The sequence below is a fragment of the Micromonospora sediminicola genome (assembly GCF_900089585.1).
In the GTDB taxonomy this organism is placed as follows: domain Bacteria; phylum Actinomycetota; class Actinomycetes; order Mycobacteriales; family Micromonosporaceae; genus Micromonospora; species Micromonospora sediminicola.
In genome coordinates, this window is sequence record NZ_FLRH01000003.1 from 2,557,091 (window position 1) to 2,574,196 (window position 17,106).

Genomic DNA, 17,106 nt, shown 5'->3' on the forward strand with positions numbered 1-17,106 from the left:
GGAGGGGCCCCTTGTTAACGCATTCTGCATAACAAGGGGCCCCTCCTAACATTGCCCGCTCGGGCGTTACCGCCATGAGCCGGGGGCGTCGCACGAGCGTCACGGCGGGCGGGGAAGAATAGGGGCCATGGCGTACGACGCGTTGGTGCTGGTCTCCTTCGGTGGTCCCGAGCGGCCCGAGGACGTGCTCCCCTTCCTGCAGAACGTCACCCGGGGGCGGGGCGTGCCGCCGGAGCGGCTGGCCGAGGTGGCCGAGCACTACCTGCACTTCGGTGGGGTGTCCCCGATCAACCAGCAGTGCCGCGACCTGCTCGCGGCGATCCGGGAGGACTTCGCCGCCAACGGCGTCGACCTGCCGGTCTACTGGGGCAACCGCAACTGGGACCCGATGCTCGCCGACACGGTGGCGCGGATGCGCGACGACGGGGTCACCCGGGCGCTGGCGTTCGTCACCAGCGCATACGGCGGCTACTCCTCCTGCCGGCAGTACCAGGAGGACATCGCCTCGGCGCGGGCCGCGGTCGGCCCGGACGCCCCGCTGATCGAGAAGCTGCGCCAGTTCTGGGACCACCCGGGCTTCGTCGAGCCGCACGCCGACGCGGTCCGCGCCGCGCTCGCCCAGCTCGACCCCGCGAAGCGGGACAGCACCCGGCTGGTCTTCACCGCGCACTCGATCCCGGCCTCGGCGGCCGCCACCGCCGGCCCGCACGGCGGCCGGTACACCGCCCAGTTGGAGGAGACCGCGCGGCTGGTGCACGCCGCCGCGGCCCCGGACCTGCCGTACGACCTGGTCTGGCAGAGCCGGTCCGGCCCGCCGCAGGTGCCGTGGCTGGAGCCGGACATCAACGACCACCTGACCAGCCTGGCCGAGCAGGGCGTGACCGGCGTGGTGGTGAGCCCGATCGGCTTCGTCTCCGACCACCTGGAGGTGGTCTGGGACCTGGACACCGAGGCGCTGGAGACGGCCAAGCAGCTCGGCCTGGACTTCGTCCGCGCCGGCACGCCGGGCACCGACCCACGGTTCGTGGCGATGGTCCGGGAGCTGGTCGCGGAGCGCACCGCTCCCGACGGGGAGCGGCTGCGCCGCCGCCTCGGCGAACTGCCGGCCTGGGACACCTGCCCGGCGCTGTGCTGCGTGCCCGCGGCCCGCCGGCCCTGAGCCCGACCGACCACCGACACCCCTGGGGACGACACGATGCATGACCGCAAGCCGGTGCAGAGCTGGCTCACCGACATGGACGGCGTGCTGGTGCACGAGGGGCAGCCGGTGCCCGGCGCCCCGGAGTTCGTCCAGAAGCTGCGCGCCTCCGGCAAGCCGTTCCTGGTGCTGACGAACAACTCCATCTACACCCCGCGCGACCTCCAGGCCCGGCTGGCCCGGATGGGGCTGGACGTGCCGGAGGAGGCGATCTGGTCGTCCGCGCTGGCCACCGCGCAGTTCCTGGCCGACCAACGGCCGGGCGGCACCGCGTACGTGATCGGTGAGGCCGGCCTGACCACGGCGCTGCACGCCGTGGGCTACGTGCTCAGCGACTTCGCCCCGGACTACGTGGTGCTGGGGGAGACCCGCACCTACAGCTTCGAGGCGATAACCAAGGCGATCCGGCTGATCAACGACGGCGCCCGGTTCATCTGCACCAACCCGGACGCCACCGGCCCGTCGGTCGAGGGCGCGCTGCCGGCGGCCGGCTCGGTGGCCGCGATGATCTCCAAGGCGACCGGGGTGGATCCCTACTTCGTCGGCAAGCCGAACCCGATGATGATGCGCTCGGCGTTGAACACCATCGACGCGCACTCGGAGTCCACCGCGATGATCGGTGACCGGATGGACACCGACATCCTCTGCGGCCTGGAGGCCGGGCTGGAGACGATCCTGGTGCTCACGGGCATCAGCAGCCGGGTCGAGGCGGAGCGCTACCCCTACCGGCCGTCCCGGATCGTCGACTCGGTGGCGGACCTCATCGACGAGATCTGAGCCGGGGCGTCACAGCCGCAGCGGGGCGTTGCAGGCGGCCACCAGGGCCTGTCGGCAGGCGGTGGTCAGCGGTCGCAGCGCCGCGTCCCGCTGCTGGGCCTCGAACGTGTTCACCGCGCCGCCGGGGGCGCTCTCCCCGGCCAGGGCGAGCACCCGGTCCAGCACGGCCGCGCGGGCGAACAGCCGGCGCGCCCGCGGGTCGAAGCCCGGGGGAAGGTCGGTGGTGCCGTCGGGGCGGCGCAGCGCGGCGAGCGCGCCGGCCAGCTCCGGGCGCCACTGGGCGACGTCCAGCCGGGTCAGCGCCGCAGTCGTCTCGGCCAGCGCGGCGGCCAGCTCCGCCTCCGCCTCGGCCGCGCCGGGCGAGGTGAGCGACGCCTTCGGCGCGTCGGCGGGCAGCGGGTGCACCCGCCAGAGCACCGTCTCCCAGGTCATGCCCGAGCCGGAGGTGTGGGTGCGGACCTCCGGCACCAGCCCGAGCCCGCTGGCCACCACGGCCTCGCCGGCGAGCAGGGCCGCGCCGGTGAAGTCACCGGGGCCGGGCAGGCCGCGCGGGTCGCCGGGCGCGGGCAGCACCAGGCGGATCTCGTCCGGGGAGTGCCGGGCCAGGCTGGGCAGCGCCTCCCGCAGGGACACGTCGGTCCAGGTGCCGGGCGCGTCCGCGACCAGATGCTCCTCGTCGCCGGCGATGGCGTCGGCGACCTCGTCGAAGGGCACCAGGCCGGCGCGCCAGGCACGTACCCAGGCGACGAACCGGCTCGACCGGCGCGGAGCCAGCGTGGCCGCGCCCGTTGCGGGGGAGGACATGCGGAAAGGGTACGTGCTCCCCGCCGCCGCTGTCTCGGCTGCCGCTCCGGCGGCGTGACCTGCCCCCAACTACCCCCTTCGCACCGTTTCGTGTCGCCCGGTGGCGTCACGGTCGGCGCGTCGGCGAGCGACACGCCGGGCCGGTGGTTAGCGTGATCGTCATGGCGGGGCGATACGACGGGGACGTGCTGGCGGGCGACTGGCGGCGACGGAAGGCGATCCCGGAGGTCGACGCCGAACCCGACCTGGTGGTCGAGGACGCCGACTCCGGGTTCTGCGGCGTGGTGGTCGGCTTCGAGTCCGGCGCCGTGGTGCTGGAGGACCGGCACGGGCGGCGGCGCAACTTCCCGCTGCTGCCCGCCGCGTTCCTGCTCGACGGCCGCCCGGTCACCCTGCGCCGGCCGGTCCGCGCGCCGGTGCCGGCCGCCCGGCGGCGCACCGCGTCCGGCTCGATCGCGCTGGACGGCGTACGGGCGCAGGTCGCCAAGGCCAGCCGGATCTGGGTGGAGGGCGTGCACGACGCCGCGCTGGTGGAGCGGATCTGGGGCGACGACCTGCGGATCGAGGGCGTGGTGGTGGAGCCGCTCGACGGCATCGACGACCTCCCCGCGGACGTGCGCGCGTTCGCGCCCGGCCCGGATCGGCGGCTCGGCGTGCTGGTCGACCACCTGGTGGCCGGCTCCAAGGAGAGTCGGATCGTGGCGCGGGTGGACTCGCCGTACGTGCTGGTCACCGGGCACCCCTACGTCGACGTGTGGCAGGCGGTGCGGCCGGCGGCGCTGGGCATCGCGGCGTGGCCGGTGGTGCCTCCCGGCCGGCCGTGGAAGGAGGGCGTCTGCGCCGCGCTCGGGGTGGCCGAGCCGGCGGACATGTGGCGGCACATCCTGTCCCGGGTGGACAGTTTCGCCGACGTGGAGACGCCACTGATCAACGCCATGGAGCGGTTGATCGACTTCGTGACCTCGCCTGCGTAGTGGTTTCAGTGCTGCCGTCGACCACGAGACCGTGGCCCAGCCGGCCCGATCCCCGCCCCGCCCTCCCTGCTCCGTGATCAAGGAGTTCACGCCCGCCTGGAGATCCACACCCAAACCCCTTGATCACCGCCCTCGCGGTTGGGTCAGGGGGTTTGGTGGGGGGTGCGGGTCAGGACGAAGGTGGCGATGTCGAGCGCGACAGGGGTTCCGGCCTCGTCGCGGATGACGGTGAGGATCTCGCCGTGCTGGGAGCCGGAGTGGCCGCGCCAGCGGTCCGGTCCCTCCGGGGTGAAGCGCAACGGTGCCCGCCCCGCCGGACCGCCCACCAGGTCGCCGGCGGCGTCGACGTGGAACTCGTGCGCCAGGCCCATCCACCACCAGTGACCGGCCAGCTCGGCCGCCTCGGCTCCGGGCGGCGTGGCCGGGCGCCACGGGGCGGGCAGCGGCGGCTCGGCGTCGAGCACGTGGGTGAGCACGTCGCGGCCGAGCCCGGAGATGTGGTGCCCGCCGCGCAGGCCGTACGAGTTGGCGAAGTCGACCACGGCGGTGCCGGTGGGCCGGTGCACGGTCAGGCCGGCGACGTATCCGGGCATGGAGCCGCCGTGGCCCACGTAGACCCGGTCGCCGACCCGGTAGAGCTCCACGCCGAGGCCGTGCCCGCCGGTCCAGGAGTCCAGGTCGCTGATCGACACCGGCGCGCACATCTCGGTCAGGGTGGCCGGGTCGAGCAGCGCCGGGTCCGGGTCGGCCAGGAACGTCGCCCAGCGGGCCAGGTCCGCGACGGTGGACCAGAGCTGCCCGGCCGGCGCCATCGCCGCGGTGTCGGTACGCGGCTCCTCCCGCAGCGTGTCGTGCCAGGGGTGCACGACGTAGCCCGGGGCGTACGGCTCGGTCGGGTGGAAGGTGGTGCGGCGCATGCCGAGCGGCTCCAGCAGCCGCTCCCGCACCAGGTCGGCCCAGGGCGTGCCGGTGATCCGCTCCAGCGCGCCGCCGAGCAGCCCGTACGCCAGGTTCGAGTAGTGGTAGACGCGGTGCGGCGGGTGGGCGATCTTCGCCGGCGTCAGCCCGGCGAGCAGCGTGTCCAGGTCGGCCCCCTCGGCGCGTTCCCACCAGTGCCCGTCCGGCTCGCGTTGCAGGCCGCTGGCGTGCCCGAGCAGCTGGCGCACGGTGAGCGCGCCGACCGGGGTGCCGGGCAGGTGGGTGTCGAGTGGGTCGTCCAGCGCCAGCCGCCCGGCGTCGCGTTGCTGCATCACCAGCACGGCGGTCATGGTCTTGGTGATCGAGCCGATCCGGTACTGCAGGTCGCCGTCCGGGCGGGGCTGCTCGCCGGCGACCGCCAGGTGTGCCAGCCCGCCGTCGCGGACCACGCCGAGGGCGAGCGACGGGGCGTGCCCCTCGGCCTGGGCCCGGGCGACCAGCAGGTCAACCCGGCGTGCGGTCTCGGGCAGCAGAGCCATCTCGTCCTCCTCGTCGGCGGGCACTGCGCCGAGCCTAGCGATCATGACAGTTCGATGACACGTGCGTTGACGTGTCACGATTGGTCTCGTGGACGCCGTGTTCTGGATCGTGCTGGGTGTGGTGCTGGCGGTCGCCGAGATCTTCACGACGACGCTGTTCCTGATCATGTTCGGCGTCGGCGCGTTCGCCGCCGCCGGCGCCGCGGCGCTGGGTGCCCCGGTGGCGCTCCAGGCGGTGGTCTTCGCCGTCGTCTCGGCGCTCTCGCTGGCGGTGGTGCGGCCGGTGATCCGCCGTAACGCCCGGTCGGCGCTGGAGACCGGCGAGCAGCCGTTCGGCGTCGAGGCGATCGAGGGGTCGAGCGCGGTGGTCCTGGAGGCGGTGGACGCCGACCACGGGATGGTCAAGATCGACGGTGAGCTGTGGACGGCCCGGTCGTACGACGCGACGCAACGCTACGCGCCGGGTGAGCGCGTGCAGGTGATAAAGGTCCGGGGCGCGACCGCCCTGGTCTGGCAGGACGACATTTCCGCCCCGGGCGAGCTGCCCGAAGCGAGAGGGTGAACCATATGGAGTTTGCAGCGATCCTGTTGATCGCCGTGGCGGTCATCGTGGTGGTGACGCTGGCCAAGGCGGTGCGGATCGTGCCGCAGCAGCGTCAGGACGTGGTGGAGCGGCTCGGTAAGTACAAGCGGACGCTGAACCCGGGTCTCAACCTGTTGGTGCCGTTCGTGGACGCGGTGCGCACCAAGGTCGACCTGCGCGAGCAGGTGGTCAGCTTCCCGCCCCAGCCGGTGATCACCTCGGACAACCTGGTCGTCTCGATCGACACCGTCCTCTACTTCAAGGTGGTCGACTCGGTCCGGGCGACCTACGAGATCTCCAACTTCCTCCAGGCGATCGAGCAGCTCACCGTCACCACGCTGCGTAACGTGATCGGCTCGCTGGACCTGGAGCGCGCGCTGACCAGCCGCGAGGAGATCAACCGGCACCTGTCCGGCGTGCTGGACGAGACCACCGGCCGCTGGGGCATCAAGGTGACCCGGGTCGAGATCAAGGCGATCGAGCCGCCGCCGAGCATCCGTGACTCGATGGAGAAGCAGATGCGAGCCGAGCGGGACCGCCGCGCCGCCATCCTCAACGCCGAGGGGCACAAGCAGTCGCAGATCCTCACCGCCGAGGGTGAGAAGCAGGCCGCGGTGCTGCGCGCCGACGGTGACCGGCAGGCCCGGATCCTCCAGGCCGAGGGTCAGGCCAAGGCCATCCGCACCGTCTTCGACGCGATCCACACCGCCAACCCGAGCCAGAAGGTGCTGGCCTACCAATACCTCCAGGCGCTGCCGCAGATCGCCAACGGCACGGCCAACAAGGTGTGGATCGTCCCGACCGAGCTGACCAAGGCCCTGGAGGGCATGGGCGGCGCGCTGGGCGGCCTGGCCAACATGGCCGGCGACGCGCCGGCGCCGGGGGCCAGCCAGACCGCCGGCGAGGTCGAGCGGGAGGCCGCCGAGGCGGCCCAGGCCGCGGCCGTCGCGGCCCAGGAGATCCACGACGAGGTACGCGTCGCGGAGGCGCAGGCCACCGGTGGCAACGCCCCCCAGGGCCTGCCGGCCCCGGAGCCGGTCTCCCCGGCGAGCCTGCTCAACGACCCGTCGGACCAGCGCGAGCGGGGCTGACCGGCAAATCCGAGAATCGCTCATACGGCGCTCCGGCGCCTGCCACCATCGGTGCAGAGGACGGATGGTGACCAGGCCCGGAGCGCCGTTTGCGTGTCCCGGGCGGCCCGTGGCGCGAGCGAGGTGACGCATGAAGGAACCGGCGAACCGGCTCTTCTCCCGGACCCCGGTCCCCGGCGCGCACGATCCCGGTGGACCGCTCGGCTCGCGGCGTACCGGGGGTGGGTTCGGGGTCCTGCCGTTCGTCTCCGAGCCGGGGCGGGGCGCGCCGGCCACGGACGCGAGCTGGGCCTGGTCGGTACGCCGGTTCGCCCGCGCGGCGGTCTGGCTGCTGCCCGCGTACGCGGTCCTCTACGGCGTAGTGGCGATGGCCAGCGACGGCGGGGTGGGCAACGACCCCTACCCGGCCGACGGGCAGCCGCTCTACCTGGTCGGCTGGGTGGCGTCGGTCTGGCTCGGGCTGCTCGCCCTGCTCGCGCTCACCGGCCTGCTCGCCGCCACCCGCTGCCGCCGGATCGCCCTGGCCGGGCTGCTGGCCAGCATCGGCGGGATGGTGCTGATGCTGCCGTTCGCCGGGCTGGCCGAGCAGACGCCGGTGTTCGGGCTGACCGCGCGCGGCATCGTGTTGTTCGGGGCGACCTGCTACAGCGTGGGGTGGTTCCTCACCGGCTGGTCGGTGGCCCGCTCGGGGATGTTCTCCTACGGCGACGGCACCATGCTGATGATCGCCGCTCCGCTGCTCGGCCTGGGCGGCGCGTTGATCGGTTCGCTCCAGACGTTCGGGGCGATCTTCGTGCTGGTCGCCGGCATCGGCATCGGCTACCGCTCGGGTCGCCTCGTCCCGGAGACGATCGCCCGGGACGCGGCCACCGCCAGCGTCGCCGCCGCCCCGGCCGCGCCCTCGTCACCGGACGGCCCGCTTGCCGCCGGATGACCGGATTCCCCGGCCCGGCGGAAACTGAGCGGTTGCCGTGAGGTAACTGACAGTTGCCTGGCGAAGTGGCCGGTAGGCGGCTTTCGCGGCAATCCTGGAGCCCATGCCGTCTCCCCGGTCGCCGCTGTCGCGGCTCCTCACCGTGCTGCTCGCCGGCGTGCTCGCCGGGCTCGTCCTCGCGCTGGCCGCGCTGCCGACCGGCCTGCTCGGCGGGCTCGTCGCCAAGGCGAGCCTCGGGGCGTACGAGGAGCTGCCCGACGCGCTGCGCACCCCCGTCCAGCCGCAGCGCTCCTACCTCTACGCGAACGACGGCAAGACCCTGATCACCACGTTCTACGACGTGAACCGCACCGACGTGCCGCTGGCCGAGATCGCCCCGGTGATGCGGCAGGCGATCATCGCGGCCGAGGACCGGCGGTTCTACTCGCACGGCGGCGCCGACCTGCGCGGCATCGCCCGCGCGCTGGTCGCCAACGTCAAGGGCGGCGGCACCGAGCAGGGCGGCTCCACGCTGACCATGCAGTACGTCCGCAACGTGCTCAAGACCGACCCGACCCGCACCGCCGAGGAGCGGCAGGCCGCCACCGAGCAGACCGTCGGGCGCAAGCTCCAGGAGATCCGGTACGCGAACGCGCTGGAGCAGTCGCTGAGCAAGGACGAGATCCTCAACCGCTACCTCAACATCGCGTACTTCGGCTCCGGCGCGTACGGCGTCGCCGCCGCCGCCCAGCGCTACTTCGGCAAGGCCCCGGCCGACCTGACGCTCGGCGAGGCGGCGCTGCTCGCCGGCCTGGTCCAGTCGCCGGACGCGTACAGCCCGATCGACGGCGACAAGAACCAGGCCACGGCCCGCCGGGCGTACGTGCTGGACTCGATGGTGGAGACCGGCGCGATCACCGCGCAGCAGGCGGCGGCGGCCAAGGCCGCGCCGCTCACCCTGCGCCCGACCGCCCAGCCCAACGGCTGCACCGCGACCGCGCAGGGCCGCGACGACTGGGGCTTCTTCTGCGACTACCTGCGCCAGTGGTGGCTCACCCAGCCGGCGTTCGGCAGCACCCCGGAGGAGCGGGAGCAGGCGCTGCGCCGCGGCGGCTACCGGGTGACCACCACGCTCGATGCGAAGGTTCAGCAGACCGCGCAGCAGCAGGCCACCAAGGTCTACGGGTACGACGACAAGCGCGCGCTGCCGATCGCGGCGGTCGAGCCGGGCACCGGCCGGGTGCTCGCCATGGCGGTCAACCGGCACTACAGCCTGGCCGACAACCCGGCCGGGCAGGCCAACCACCCGAACACGGTCAACCCGCTGATCTCCGGTGGCGCCAGCGTCGACGGCTACCAGGCCGGCTCGACGTTCAAGCTGTTCACCATGCTGGCCGCGTTGGAGGCCGGCAAGCCGCTGGCGACCGGTTTCGACGCCCCGAGCAAGCTGCCCACCCGCTACGCCTCCGACGACGAGGGCAACTGCGACGGCACGTGGTGCCCGGCCAACGCCAACCCGGAGTGGATGGACGGCTACCGGATGATGTGGGACGGCTTCGGCCGCTCCGTCAACACGTACTTCGTCTGGCTCGCCGAGCAGGTCGGCGAGGACAAGGTGGTGGAGATGGCGCAGCGTCTCGGCATCACCTTCCGGGCCGACTCGGATGCCGCGTTCGCCCGGAACGACGCCGCGGACTGGGGCGCGTTCACCCTCGGCGTGGCCGCCACCACGCCGCTGGACCTGGCCAACGCGTACGCGACGGTGGCCGCCGAGGGCACGTACTGCTCCCCGCTGCCGGTGGTCTCGGTGACCGCGCCGGACGGCGGGAAGGTCGACGTCGGGCAGCCGAACTGCAAGAAGGTGCTGGAGCCGGACGTGGCCCGGGCGGCCACCGACGCGGCCCGCTGCCCGGTGGGCCAGCAGTCGGCGTACGGGCAGTGCAACGGCGGCACCGCCACCGGCGTCGACCGGATCGTGGACCGTCCGGTGGCCGGCAAGACCGGCAGCTCGGAGCGGAACGCCACCGAGACGTTCGTCGGGTTCACCCCGCAGGTCGCCGTCGCCGGCATCGCGGCCAACCCGGACGACTCCACCGACCTGGTCGGCTCCGCCGTGCAGGCGAAGGTGATCGACGCGGTGGCCCGGACCATCAAGGCGGCCGTCGCCGGCAAGCCGGTGCGCGACTTCACCGCGCCCAGCCGGGAACTGGCCGGTGAACCGCGGCGCCCGCAGCCGCGCGAGGAACCCCAGCGTCCCACCCCGCGCGACGAGAACCGCGACAACCTCCCGTCGGACCTGCTCCGCTGGCTCCAGGGCCGCGGCTAGCGGTCAGGCGGGTTCCCGCCGCTCACCGCGTCCGGTAGCGGCGGGGGCCGCCTGACCCGGCAGGGCGGCGTCCCGCGCGCAGGTGCGCCGGAGCCCCGATGTCGGTGCGGGTCACGCACCCGGAGGCCGGCCGTCCTGGACAAGAATCGTCGCGGGGGTGTCGGATCCGTCGCGGCGGCTCCGACCCACCGGTGAGCGCGCCCGTCGGGGCGCACCGGTACGCGGAGGAACACACCATGGGCAAGATCATCTACTGGGTGCACCAGTCGGTCGACGGCTTCATCGAGGGGCCGAACGGCGAGTTCGACTGGCCGGAGATGGGGGAGGAGCTGTCCGCGTACTCCCAGGAGCTGTCCGAGCGGGCCGGCGCGTTCCTCTACGGGCGGCGGGTGTGGGAGATGATGTCCTCCTACTGGCCTCGGGTCGAGTCGATCTCCGACCACCCGCACGACCTGGCGTTCGCGCCGATCTGGCGGTGTACCCCGAAGGTGGTCGTCTCCCGCACGCTCGCCGAGGCCGACCACGGCGCCCGGGTGGTCGGCGGCGGCGACCTGGCCGCGGAGGTGGTCGAGGTGCGCGACCAGCTCGACGGGGATCTGCTGCTCACCGGCGGCACCGGCGCGGCGACCGCGTTGGCCGCGCTCGGGCTGGTCGACGAGTTCCAGGTGGTGGTGCACCCGGTGCTGCTCGGCGGCGGACGGCAGGTGCTGCCCGACCTGGCCCGGCAGGACCTGCGGCTGGTCGACACGCGCGGTTTCGACTGCCGCTCGGTGCTGCTGCGCTACGCGCGGGCGTGACCGGTCACCGGCCGCGGCGGCGGGGGCGGTAGGTGGCGAGGGCGGCGGGCACGCCGCGACGGAGGATGCCGGCGCGGTCGCTGTCCCCGCGCAGCACCGCGGCGGCCGTCTTGCGGGCCTGTTCGGCGGTGAAGTGCGGCGGCAGCATCAGCTCCGCCGGGTCGACCACCGCGTTGATCACGGTCGGCCGGTCGGCGCGCAGCACCCGCTGCCACATCTCCGGCACCCGGTCCGGGGAGTCGACCAGCTCGCCGCCGAGCCCGAGCACCTCGGCCCACCGGTGGTACGCCACGTCCGGCAGGTCCTGGCTGTCCGGGAACATCGGCGTGCCCTCGCTCGACCGCTGCTCCCAGCTGACGAACGCCAGGTCCCGGTTGTTGAGCACCAGCACCACGAACCGGGGGTCGGCCCACTCCCGCCAGTACTTCGCCACCGTGATCAGCTCGTTGACGCCGTTCATCTGCATCGCCCCGTCACCGATCAGTGCGATCACCGGGCGGTCCGGGTGGGCGAACTTCGCCGCCAGCGCGTACGGCATGCCCCCGCCCATCGACAGCAGCGTGCCGGAGAGGCTGGCCAGCATGCCCGGGCGGACCCGCAGGTGCCGGGCGTACCAGGCGGTGGCGGTGCCGCAGTCGACGGCGAGCATGGCGTCGTCGGGCAGCGCGTCGTCGAGCGTGGCGAACAGCAGCTGCGGGTTGAGCGGCTCGGCCGGTTGCTCGGCCAGCTCGCGCTGCGCCGCCCGCCACTTTCCGGTGGCGTCGGCGATGGTGGCCCGCCAGGCGGTCGGCGCCGGGCCCGGGCCCAGCTCGTCCAGCAGGGCGCGCAGCGTCGGCCCGGCGTCGCCGGTCAGGTTGACCTCGGTGGGGTAGCGCAGCCCCATCCGGCTGCCGTCCCGGTCGATCTGCACCGCCCGGGCCTGCCCCTCCGGCGGATAGAACTCGGAGTACGGCATCTGGCTGCCGACGATCAGCAGCCGGTCGCACTCCCGCATGAGCTGCCAGCTCGGGCGGCTGCCGAGCAGGCCGATGGCGCCGGTGACCCAGGGCTGCCGGTGGTCGACGGCGGCGAAGCCGAGCAGCGCGGTGGCCACCCCGGCGCCGAGCCGGTCGGCGATCCGGCGTACCTCGTCCTCGGCGCCGAGCGCGCCCTGGCCGACCAGCATCGCGACCCGTTCGCCGCCGCGCAGCACCTCGGCCGCCCGGCGGACGTCGTCCGCCGGTGGCACGGTCGGCGGGCTGCTCGGCACGGCGCTGGTGTGGTAGTAGCCGTGCGCGTGCGGCGGCTGCGGCACCGCCGGTTCGTCCTGCACGTCGGAGGGGAGGACCAGGGCGGTCACGGTACGCCGGGCCAGCGCCGTGCGGCAGGCCCGGTCCACCAGGTGCCGGGCCTGGGACGGGTCGTCGAGCTGGGCCAGGAACGCCGACGCCACGTCCTTGTAGAGCGCGAGCAGGTCCACCTCCTGGTAGTAGCCGCCGCCCTCGGCGGGCAGCGCGGTGTGTCCGAGCAGCGCCACCACCGGCTGGTGGTCGAGCTTGGCGTCGTAGAGGCCGTTGAGCGCGTGGATCGCGCCCGGGCCGCTGGTCACCACCACGCAGCCGAGCGGGCCGCCGCCGTACTTGACGTGCGCGCCGGCCGCGAAGCCGGCGGTCTCCTCGTGGCGCACCTGGATGAACCGGGCGCGGTCCTGGGCGCGTTGCAGGGCCGAGGTCATCCCGTTGATCCCGTCGCCCGGGTAGCCGTAGTAGCGGTGCACCCCCCACTCGGCGAGACGGGCCACCAGGTAGTCGGCGACCGTGGCGTTGCGGGGCAGCCCGCCGTCCCCGCTGTGGTCCGCGCCCATCGTGGTGGTCCCTTCGTCGCCGCTGTCCGCTTCCCCGGTCCCTTCCCCGCCTCGGGCGGGGGAAACCGGCCCGCGCCGGGGCGGCCGGGCGGGTCGGGGCAGAATCGTCGGGTGCCCGTCCACGAGATCACCGACCCCGACGACGACCGGATCGCCGACTACCGCGCCCTGACCGACGTGGAGCTGCGGACCCGCTGGGAGCCCCCGCACGGGTTGTTCATCGCCGAGGGGGAGCTGGTGCTGCGGCGGGCGCTGCGCGCCGGCTACCCGGCCCGGTCGTACCTGGTCGACGCGAAGCGGGTGGACCAGCTCGCCGACCTGGACACCGGGGACGCGCCGGTGTACGCCGCGACGCCGGACGTCCTCCAGCGGGCCACCGGCTTCCACGTGCACCGGGGGGTGCTGGCCTCGTTCCACCGCCGGCCGCTGCCGTCGGCCGACGAGGTGCTGGCCGCCGCCCGGCGGGTGGTGGTCCTGGAGGACGTCAACAACCACACCAACCTCGGCGCGATCTTCCGCGGGGCGGCGGCGCTCGGCGTCGACGCGGTGCTGCTGTCGCCGACCTGCGCCGACCCGCTCTACCGGCGCAGCGTACGGGTGAGCATGGGCGAGGTGTTCGCGGTGCCGTACGCGAAGCTGGAGCGGTGGCCGGCGGGCCTGGACCAGGTGCGGAAGGCGGGTTTCACGGTGCTGGCCATGACGCCGGCGCCGGACGCGGTGCCGATCCAGCGGCTGACCCCGGCGCAGCGGGAGCGGGCCGCGTTGCTGCTGGGGGCCGAGGGGCCGGGCCTGACCGAGGCGGCCCAGTCGGCCAGCGACGTGCGGGTGGTTCTGCCGATGCGGCGCGGGGTGGACTCGCTGAACGTGGCCGCCGCGGCGGCGGTGGCGTTCTGGGAGCTGGGTCGCGACGACCCGCTCTGAGGATTCGCTTGCATGACCATGCGCCTTGACGCATAATCTTTCCTGTGTCCAAGGTTCTCACCTCCCTGCCCATCGGTGAACGCGTCGGCATCGCCTTCTCCGGCGGCCTCGACACCTCCGTCGCGGTCGCGTGGATGCGCGACAAGGGCGCCGTGCCCTGCGCCTACACCGCCGACATCGGCCAGTACGACGAGCCCGACATCGCCTCGGTGCCCGGCCGCGCGCTCAGCTACGGCGCCGAGGTCGCCCGGCTGGTCGACTGCCGCGCCGCCCTGGTCGAGGAGGGACTCGCGGCGCTGACCTGCGGCGCCTTCCACATCCGCTCGGGCGGGCGGGCCTACTTCAACACCACGCCGCTCGGCCGGGCCGTGACCGGCACCCTGCTGGTGCGGGCGATGATCTCCGACGACGTGCAGATCTGGGGCGACGGCTCCACCTTCAAGGGCAACGACATCGAGCGGTTCTACCGCTACGGCCTGCTGGCCAACCCGCAGCTGCGCATCTACAAGCCGTGGCTCGACACCGACTTCGTCACCGAGCTGGGCGGGCGCACGGAGATGTCCGAGTGGCTGCTCGCCCACGGCCTGCCCTACCGCGACAGCACCGAGAAGGCCTACTCGACCGACGCCAACATCTGGGGCGCCACCCACGAGGCGAAGACGCTCGAACACCTCGACACCGGCATCGAGACGGTCAGCCCGATCATGGGGGTCCGGTTCTGGGACCCCGCCGTGGAGATCCCCACCGAGGACGTCACGATCGGCTTCGACCAGGGCCGCCCGGTGACCATCAACGGCAAGGAGTTCGGCAGCGCGGTCGACCTGGTGCTGGAGGCCAACGCCATCGGCGGCCGGCACGGTCTCGGCATGTCCGACCAGATCGAGAACCGGATCATCGAGGCCAAGAGCCGGGGCATCTACGAGGCACCCGGCATGGCGCTGCTGCACGCCGCGTACGAGCGGCTGGTCAACGCCATCCACAACGAGGACACGCTGGCCAACTACCACACCGAGGGCCGCCGCCTGGGCCGGCTGATGTACGAGGGACGCTGGCTGGACCCGCAGGCGCTGATGCTGCGCGAGTCGTTGCAGCGCTGGGTCGGCACCGCCGTCACCGGCGAGGTGACGCTGCGGCTGCGCCGCGGCGAGGACTACTCGATCCTGGACACGAGCGGTCCCGCGTTCAGCTACCACCCGGACAAGCTGTCCATGGAACGCACCGAGGACTCGGCGTTCGGCCCGGCGGACCGGATCGGCCAGCTCACCATGCGCAACCTGGACATCGCCGACTCGCGCGCCAAGCTGGAGCAGTACGCCTCCCTCGGCATGGTCGGCGGCGCGACCCCGCAGCGGATGGTCGGCGCCGCGCAGGCGGCCTCGACCGGGCTGATCGGCGCGATGCCCGAGGGCGGGGCGGAGGCCATCGCCTCCCGGGGCGTCCCCTCCGCCGAGGACGCGGCGCTCGACCGCGCCGCGATGGAGTTCGGCGTCGACTGAGCGGGGCGCGGTGCGTCGACGGGCGGGCCGGCTCCCGGGGCGGGCCTTCGGCAGCGGCGGTGACGCAGGGTAGCGTGTCGCCCGTGTTCCCTACCGTGCGTGAGGTGCTCGCCCTGGTGCCGGTGCGCCACGGCGCGCCCCGCCTGGTCGCCGGCGACGCCGGGCTGGACCGCCCGGTGCGGTGGGTGCACGTGGCCGAGGTGCCGGACATCGCCACCCTGCTCGGCGGCGGGGAACTGGTGCTCACCACCGGCATCGGGCTGCCCGCCGACGACACGGGGCTGCGCGCGTTCATCGGCGACCTGGCCGACGTCGGGGTCTCCGGGCTGGTCGTCGAGCTGGGCCGCCGTTACGTCAGCGGGGTGCCCCGGGTGATGGCCGCCGCCGCCGAGCGGCGCGGACTGCCCCTGGTCGAGCTGCGCCGGGCCACCCCGTTCGTGCGGATCACCGAGGCGGTGCACGCGCTGATCGTGGACGCCCAGCTCACCGAGCTGCGCGCCACCGAGGAGATCCACCAACGGTTCACCGAGCTGTCCGTGGAGGGCGCCGAACCGACCGAGGTGCTCCGCCAGGCCGCCGAGCTGGCCGGCTGCCCGGTCGTGCTGGAGAACCTGTCCCGGCAGGTGCTCGCGTACGACCCGGCGGGAGAGAGCGCGGAACTGCTGCTGGACGGCTGGGAGCAGCATTCCCGGCAGATCCGCCCGGCCGGCCGGACCGCGTACGACCCGGACAGCGGCTGGCTGGTGACCACCGTCGGCGCGCGCGGGCAGGACTGGGGACGGTTGCTGCTGCGCTGGCCGGCGGCCGAGGCGACCCCGCCCACCCGGCTCACCATCCTGATCGAACGGGCCGCCTCCACGCTGGCCCTGGGCCGGCTGATCCGGCGCGACGCCGAGGGCCTGGAACGGCAGATCCACCGCACCCTGCTGACCGCGCTGATCGACCACTCCCGCCCGGTGGACGAGGTGGCCCTGCGCGCCAAGGCGCTCGGCGTCACCCTGGACCGCCGGCACCTGGTCGGCGTGGTGGTCCGGCACCGCGCCGACGACGCGGCCGGCGACGCCGCCGACCTGCCCGAGGACTCCGGCCCGGCCCGGTTGCGCGACCTGGCCGAGGCGGTCGGCGCGGCCCTGCGGGAGGCCAAGCTCACGGCCCTGACCAGCGCCGTCGACGACCAGGCGGTGGGCGCGCTGCTGGCGCTGGCCGACCCGGCCGACGAGGAGAAGGCACTCGCCGCGTTCGCCGCGGCGTTGCGCCGGGTACGCCTCGACGCCGCCCCGGCCCGCCCGCCCGCTGTCCGCCCGACCCGCCAGGGAGACCCCGGTGGCCGGGGCGGATCGTCCGGGGCGGCGCGGTCCGTCGACGCGGTGACCCGCCCGTCGGTGGTCGTCGCGGCCGGGTCCGGCGTGGGCAGCCTGCGCGAGGCGCGCCGGTCACTGGTCGAGGCGCGGCAGATCGCCGAGGCGGCCCGGCGGGACCCCCGCGACCTGCCCTGCTTCCGGCTGCCGCACGTCGGGCTGGCCGGTCTGCTGCACCTGCTGCGGGACGAGCCCCGGTTGCAGACGTTCGTCGAGCGTGAACTCGGCCCGCTGCTGGCGTACGACGCCCAGCACCCTCGGGAGCAGTTGCTCGGCACGCTGCGGGCGTACCTGGAACAGGGGCGGAACAAGTCGGCGGCGGCGTCGGCGGCGCACCTGTCCCGGCCGGCCTTCTACGAGCGGCTGGCGCGCATCGGCCGCATCCTCGACGCCGACCTCGACTCCGTCGAGCAGTGCCTCTCCCTGCACGTGGCCCTGCTGGCCCTAGACGCCGTCCGCACCCCCTGACCCCCCACCCCACCCAGCCCCACCCCCGCCCCCGCCCCCGCGCGGACCGACGGTCGATCATGAAGTTGGCCGGGACGAATCGGGCGTGACGCCGGCTCAA

General features: G+C 73.9%; 14 protein-coding genes. 11 read left to right on the top strand and 3 right to left on the bottom strand.

The annotated features are described in order from the left end of the window. The first annotated feature begins 127 nt into the window (after window positions 1-127). Window positions 128-1,159: a ferrochelatase gene (locus GA0070622_RS12575; protein ID WP_091573476.1), complete on the top strand. Its 1,032-nt coding sequence runs from the start codon at window positions 128-130 to the stop codon at window positions 1,157-1,159. A 36-nt stretch (window positions 1,160-1,195) separates the two neighbouring features. Continuing rightward, on the top strand, window positions 1,196-1,975 hold the full coding sequence (locus tag GA0070622_RS12580; RefSeq protein WP_091573477.1) for an HAD-IIA family hydrolase: 780 nt from the start codon (window positions 1,196-1,198) through the stop codon (window positions 1,973-1,975). A gap of 9 nt (window positions 1,976-1,984) precedes the next feature. Here the strand turns inward: GA0070622_RS12580 and GA0070622_RS12585 are convergent, their stop codons facing one another. Then, window positions 1,985-2,779, bottom strand: a complete 795-nt coding sequence (locus tag GA0070622_RS12585) for a hypothetical protein (RefSeq protein WP_091573478.1) — start codon at window positions 2,777-2,779, stop codon at window positions 1,985-1,987. 161 nt (window positions 2,780-2,940) lie between these two features. On the opposite strand from GA0070622_RS12585, the gene GA0070622_RS12590 reads away from it, so the two are divergent. Continuing rightward, entirely contained in the window at window positions 2,941-3,753 is an 813-nt protein-coding gene (locus GA0070622_RS12590; protein WP_091577252.1) for a DUF3097 domain-containing protein, read from the top strand. Window positions 3,754-3,896: 143 nt separating this feature from the next. Here GA0070622_RS12590 and GA0070622_RS12595 read toward each other — a convergent pair whose 3' ends face one another. Further along, entirely contained in the window at window positions 3,897-5,210 is a 1,314-nt protein-coding gene (locus GA0070622_RS12595) for a serine hydrolase domain-containing protein (RefSeq protein ID WP_091577255.1), read from the bottom strand. An 88-nt stretch (window positions 5,211-5,298) separates the two neighbouring features. Here GA0070622_RS12595 and GA0070622_RS12600 point away from each other — a divergent pair, with 88 nt between their 5' ends. The 5 genes from GA0070622_RS12600 to GA0070622_RS12620 all read left to right on the top strand — a co-directional run bounded on the left by GA0070622_RS12600 (window position 5,299) and on the right by GA0070622_RS12620 (window position 10,920). Next, entirely contained in the window at window positions 5,299-5,772 is a 474-nt protein-coding gene (locus GA0070622_RS12600; protein ID WP_091573479.1) for an NfeD family protein, read from the top strand. 5 nt (window positions 5,773-5,777) lie between these two features. Beyond that, window positions 5,778-6,884, top strand: a complete 1,107-nt coding sequence (locus GA0070622_RS12605; protein WP_091573480.1) for an SPFH domain-containing protein — start codon at window positions 5,778-5,780, stop codon at window positions 6,882-6,884. Window positions 6,885-7,014: 130 nt separating this feature from the next. Then, window positions 7,015-7,818, top strand: a complete 804-nt coding sequence (locus GA0070622_RS12610) for a hypothetical protein (protein ID WP_091573481.1) — start codon at window positions 7,015-7,017, stop codon at window positions 7,816-7,818. Window positions 7,819-7,921: 103 nt separating this feature from the next. Next, window positions 7,922-10,123, top strand: coding sequence for a transglycosylase domain-containing protein (locus GA0070622_RS12615; RefSeq protein WP_091573482.1), 2,202 nt, complete (start codon window positions 7,922-7,924; stop codon window positions 10,121-10,123). Between the two features lie 236 nt (window positions 10,124-10,359). Continuing rightward, window positions 10,360-10,920 carry a dihydrofolate reductase family protein gene (locus GA0070622_RS12620; RefSeq protein WP_091577258.1) on the top strand — a complete coding sequence of 187 codons (561 nt, stop codon included), beginning with the start codon at window positions 10,360-10,362 and terminating at the stop codon, window positions 10,918-10,920. 4 nt (window positions 10,921-10,924) lie between these two features. Here GA0070622_RS12620 and GA0070622_RS12625 read toward each other — a convergent pair whose 3' ends face one another. After that, window positions 10,925-12,763, bottom strand: a complete 1,839-nt coding sequence (locus tag GA0070622_RS12625; RefSeq protein WP_091573483.1) for a thiamine pyrophosphate-requiring protein — start codon at window positions 12,761-12,763, stop codon at window positions 10,925-10,927. Between the two features lie 111 nt (window positions 12,764-12,874). Here GA0070622_RS12625 and GA0070622_RS12630 point away from each other — a divergent pair, with 111 nt between their 5' ends. From GA0070622_RS12630 to GA0070622_RS12640, 3 genes are all read left to right on the top strand, one after another. Continuing rightward, the gene (locus GA0070622_RS12630) at window positions 12,875-13,684 is read left to right on the top strand and encodes a TrmH family RNA methyltransferase (RefSeq protein WP_091573484.1); all 810 of its coding nucleotides are present in this window, start codon (window positions 12,875-12,877) and stop codon (window positions 13,682-13,684) included. A 44-nt stretch (window positions 13,685-13,728) separates the two neighbouring features. Further along, window positions 13,729-15,180 carry an argininosuccinate synthase gene (gene argG / locus GA0070622_RS12635; RefSeq protein WP_091573485.1) on the top strand — a complete coding sequence of 484 codons (1,452 nt, stop codon included), beginning with the start codon at window positions 13,729-13,731 and terminating at the stop codon, window positions 15,178-15,180. An 83-nt stretch (window positions 15,181-15,263) separates the two neighbouring features. Then, the gene (locus GA0070622_RS12640; RefSeq protein ID WP_483819070.1) at window positions 15,264-17,006 is read left to right on the top strand and encodes a PucR family transcriptional regulator; all 1,743 of its coding nucleotides are present in this window, start codon (window positions 15,264-15,266) and stop codon (window positions 17,004-17,006) included. Window positions 17,007-17,106: the final 100 nt, after the last annotated feature.

Coding starts and splice junctions, on each gene's coding strand:
- GA0070622_RS12605 (WP_091573480.1), top strand. CDS start 5,778: ATGGAGTTTGCAGCGATCCTGTTGATCGCCGTGGCGGTCATCGTGGTG.
- GA0070622_RS12620 (WP_091577258.1), top strand. CDS start 10,360: ATGGGCAAGATCATCTACTGGGTGCACCAGTCGGTCGACGGCTTCATC.
- GA0070622_RS12585 (WP_091573478.1), bottom strand. CDS start 2,779: ATGTCCTCCCCCGCAACGGGCGCGGCCACGCTGGCTCCGCGCCGGTCG.
- GA0070622_RS12590 (WP_091577252.1), top strand. CDS start 2,941: ATGGCGGGGCGATACGACGGGGACGTGCTGGCGGGCGACTGGCGGCGA.
- GA0070622_RS12580 (WP_091573477.1), top strand. CDS start 1,196: ATGCATGACCGCAAGCCGGTGCAGAGCTGGCTCACCGACATGGACGGC.
- GA0070622_RS12625 (WP_091573483.1), bottom strand. CDS start 12,763: ATGGGCGCGGACCACAGCGGGGACGGCGGGCTGCCCCGCAACGCCACG.
- GA0070622_RS12595 (WP_091577255.1), bottom strand. CDS start 5,210: ATGGCTCTGCTGCCCGAGACCGCACGCCGGGTTGACCTGCTGGTCGCC.
- GA0070622_RS12575 (WP_091573476.1), top strand. CDS start 128: ATGGCGTACGACGCGTTGGTGCTGGTCTCCTTCGGTGGTCCCGAGCGG.
- GA0070622_RS12610 (WP_091573481.1), top strand. CDS start 7,015: ATGAAGGAACCGGCGAACCGGCTCTTCTCCCGGACCCCGGTCCCCGGC.
- GA0070622_RS12615 (WP_091573482.1), top strand. CDS start 7,922: ATGCCGTCTCCCCGGTCGCCGCTGTCGCGGCTCCTCACCGTGCTGCTC.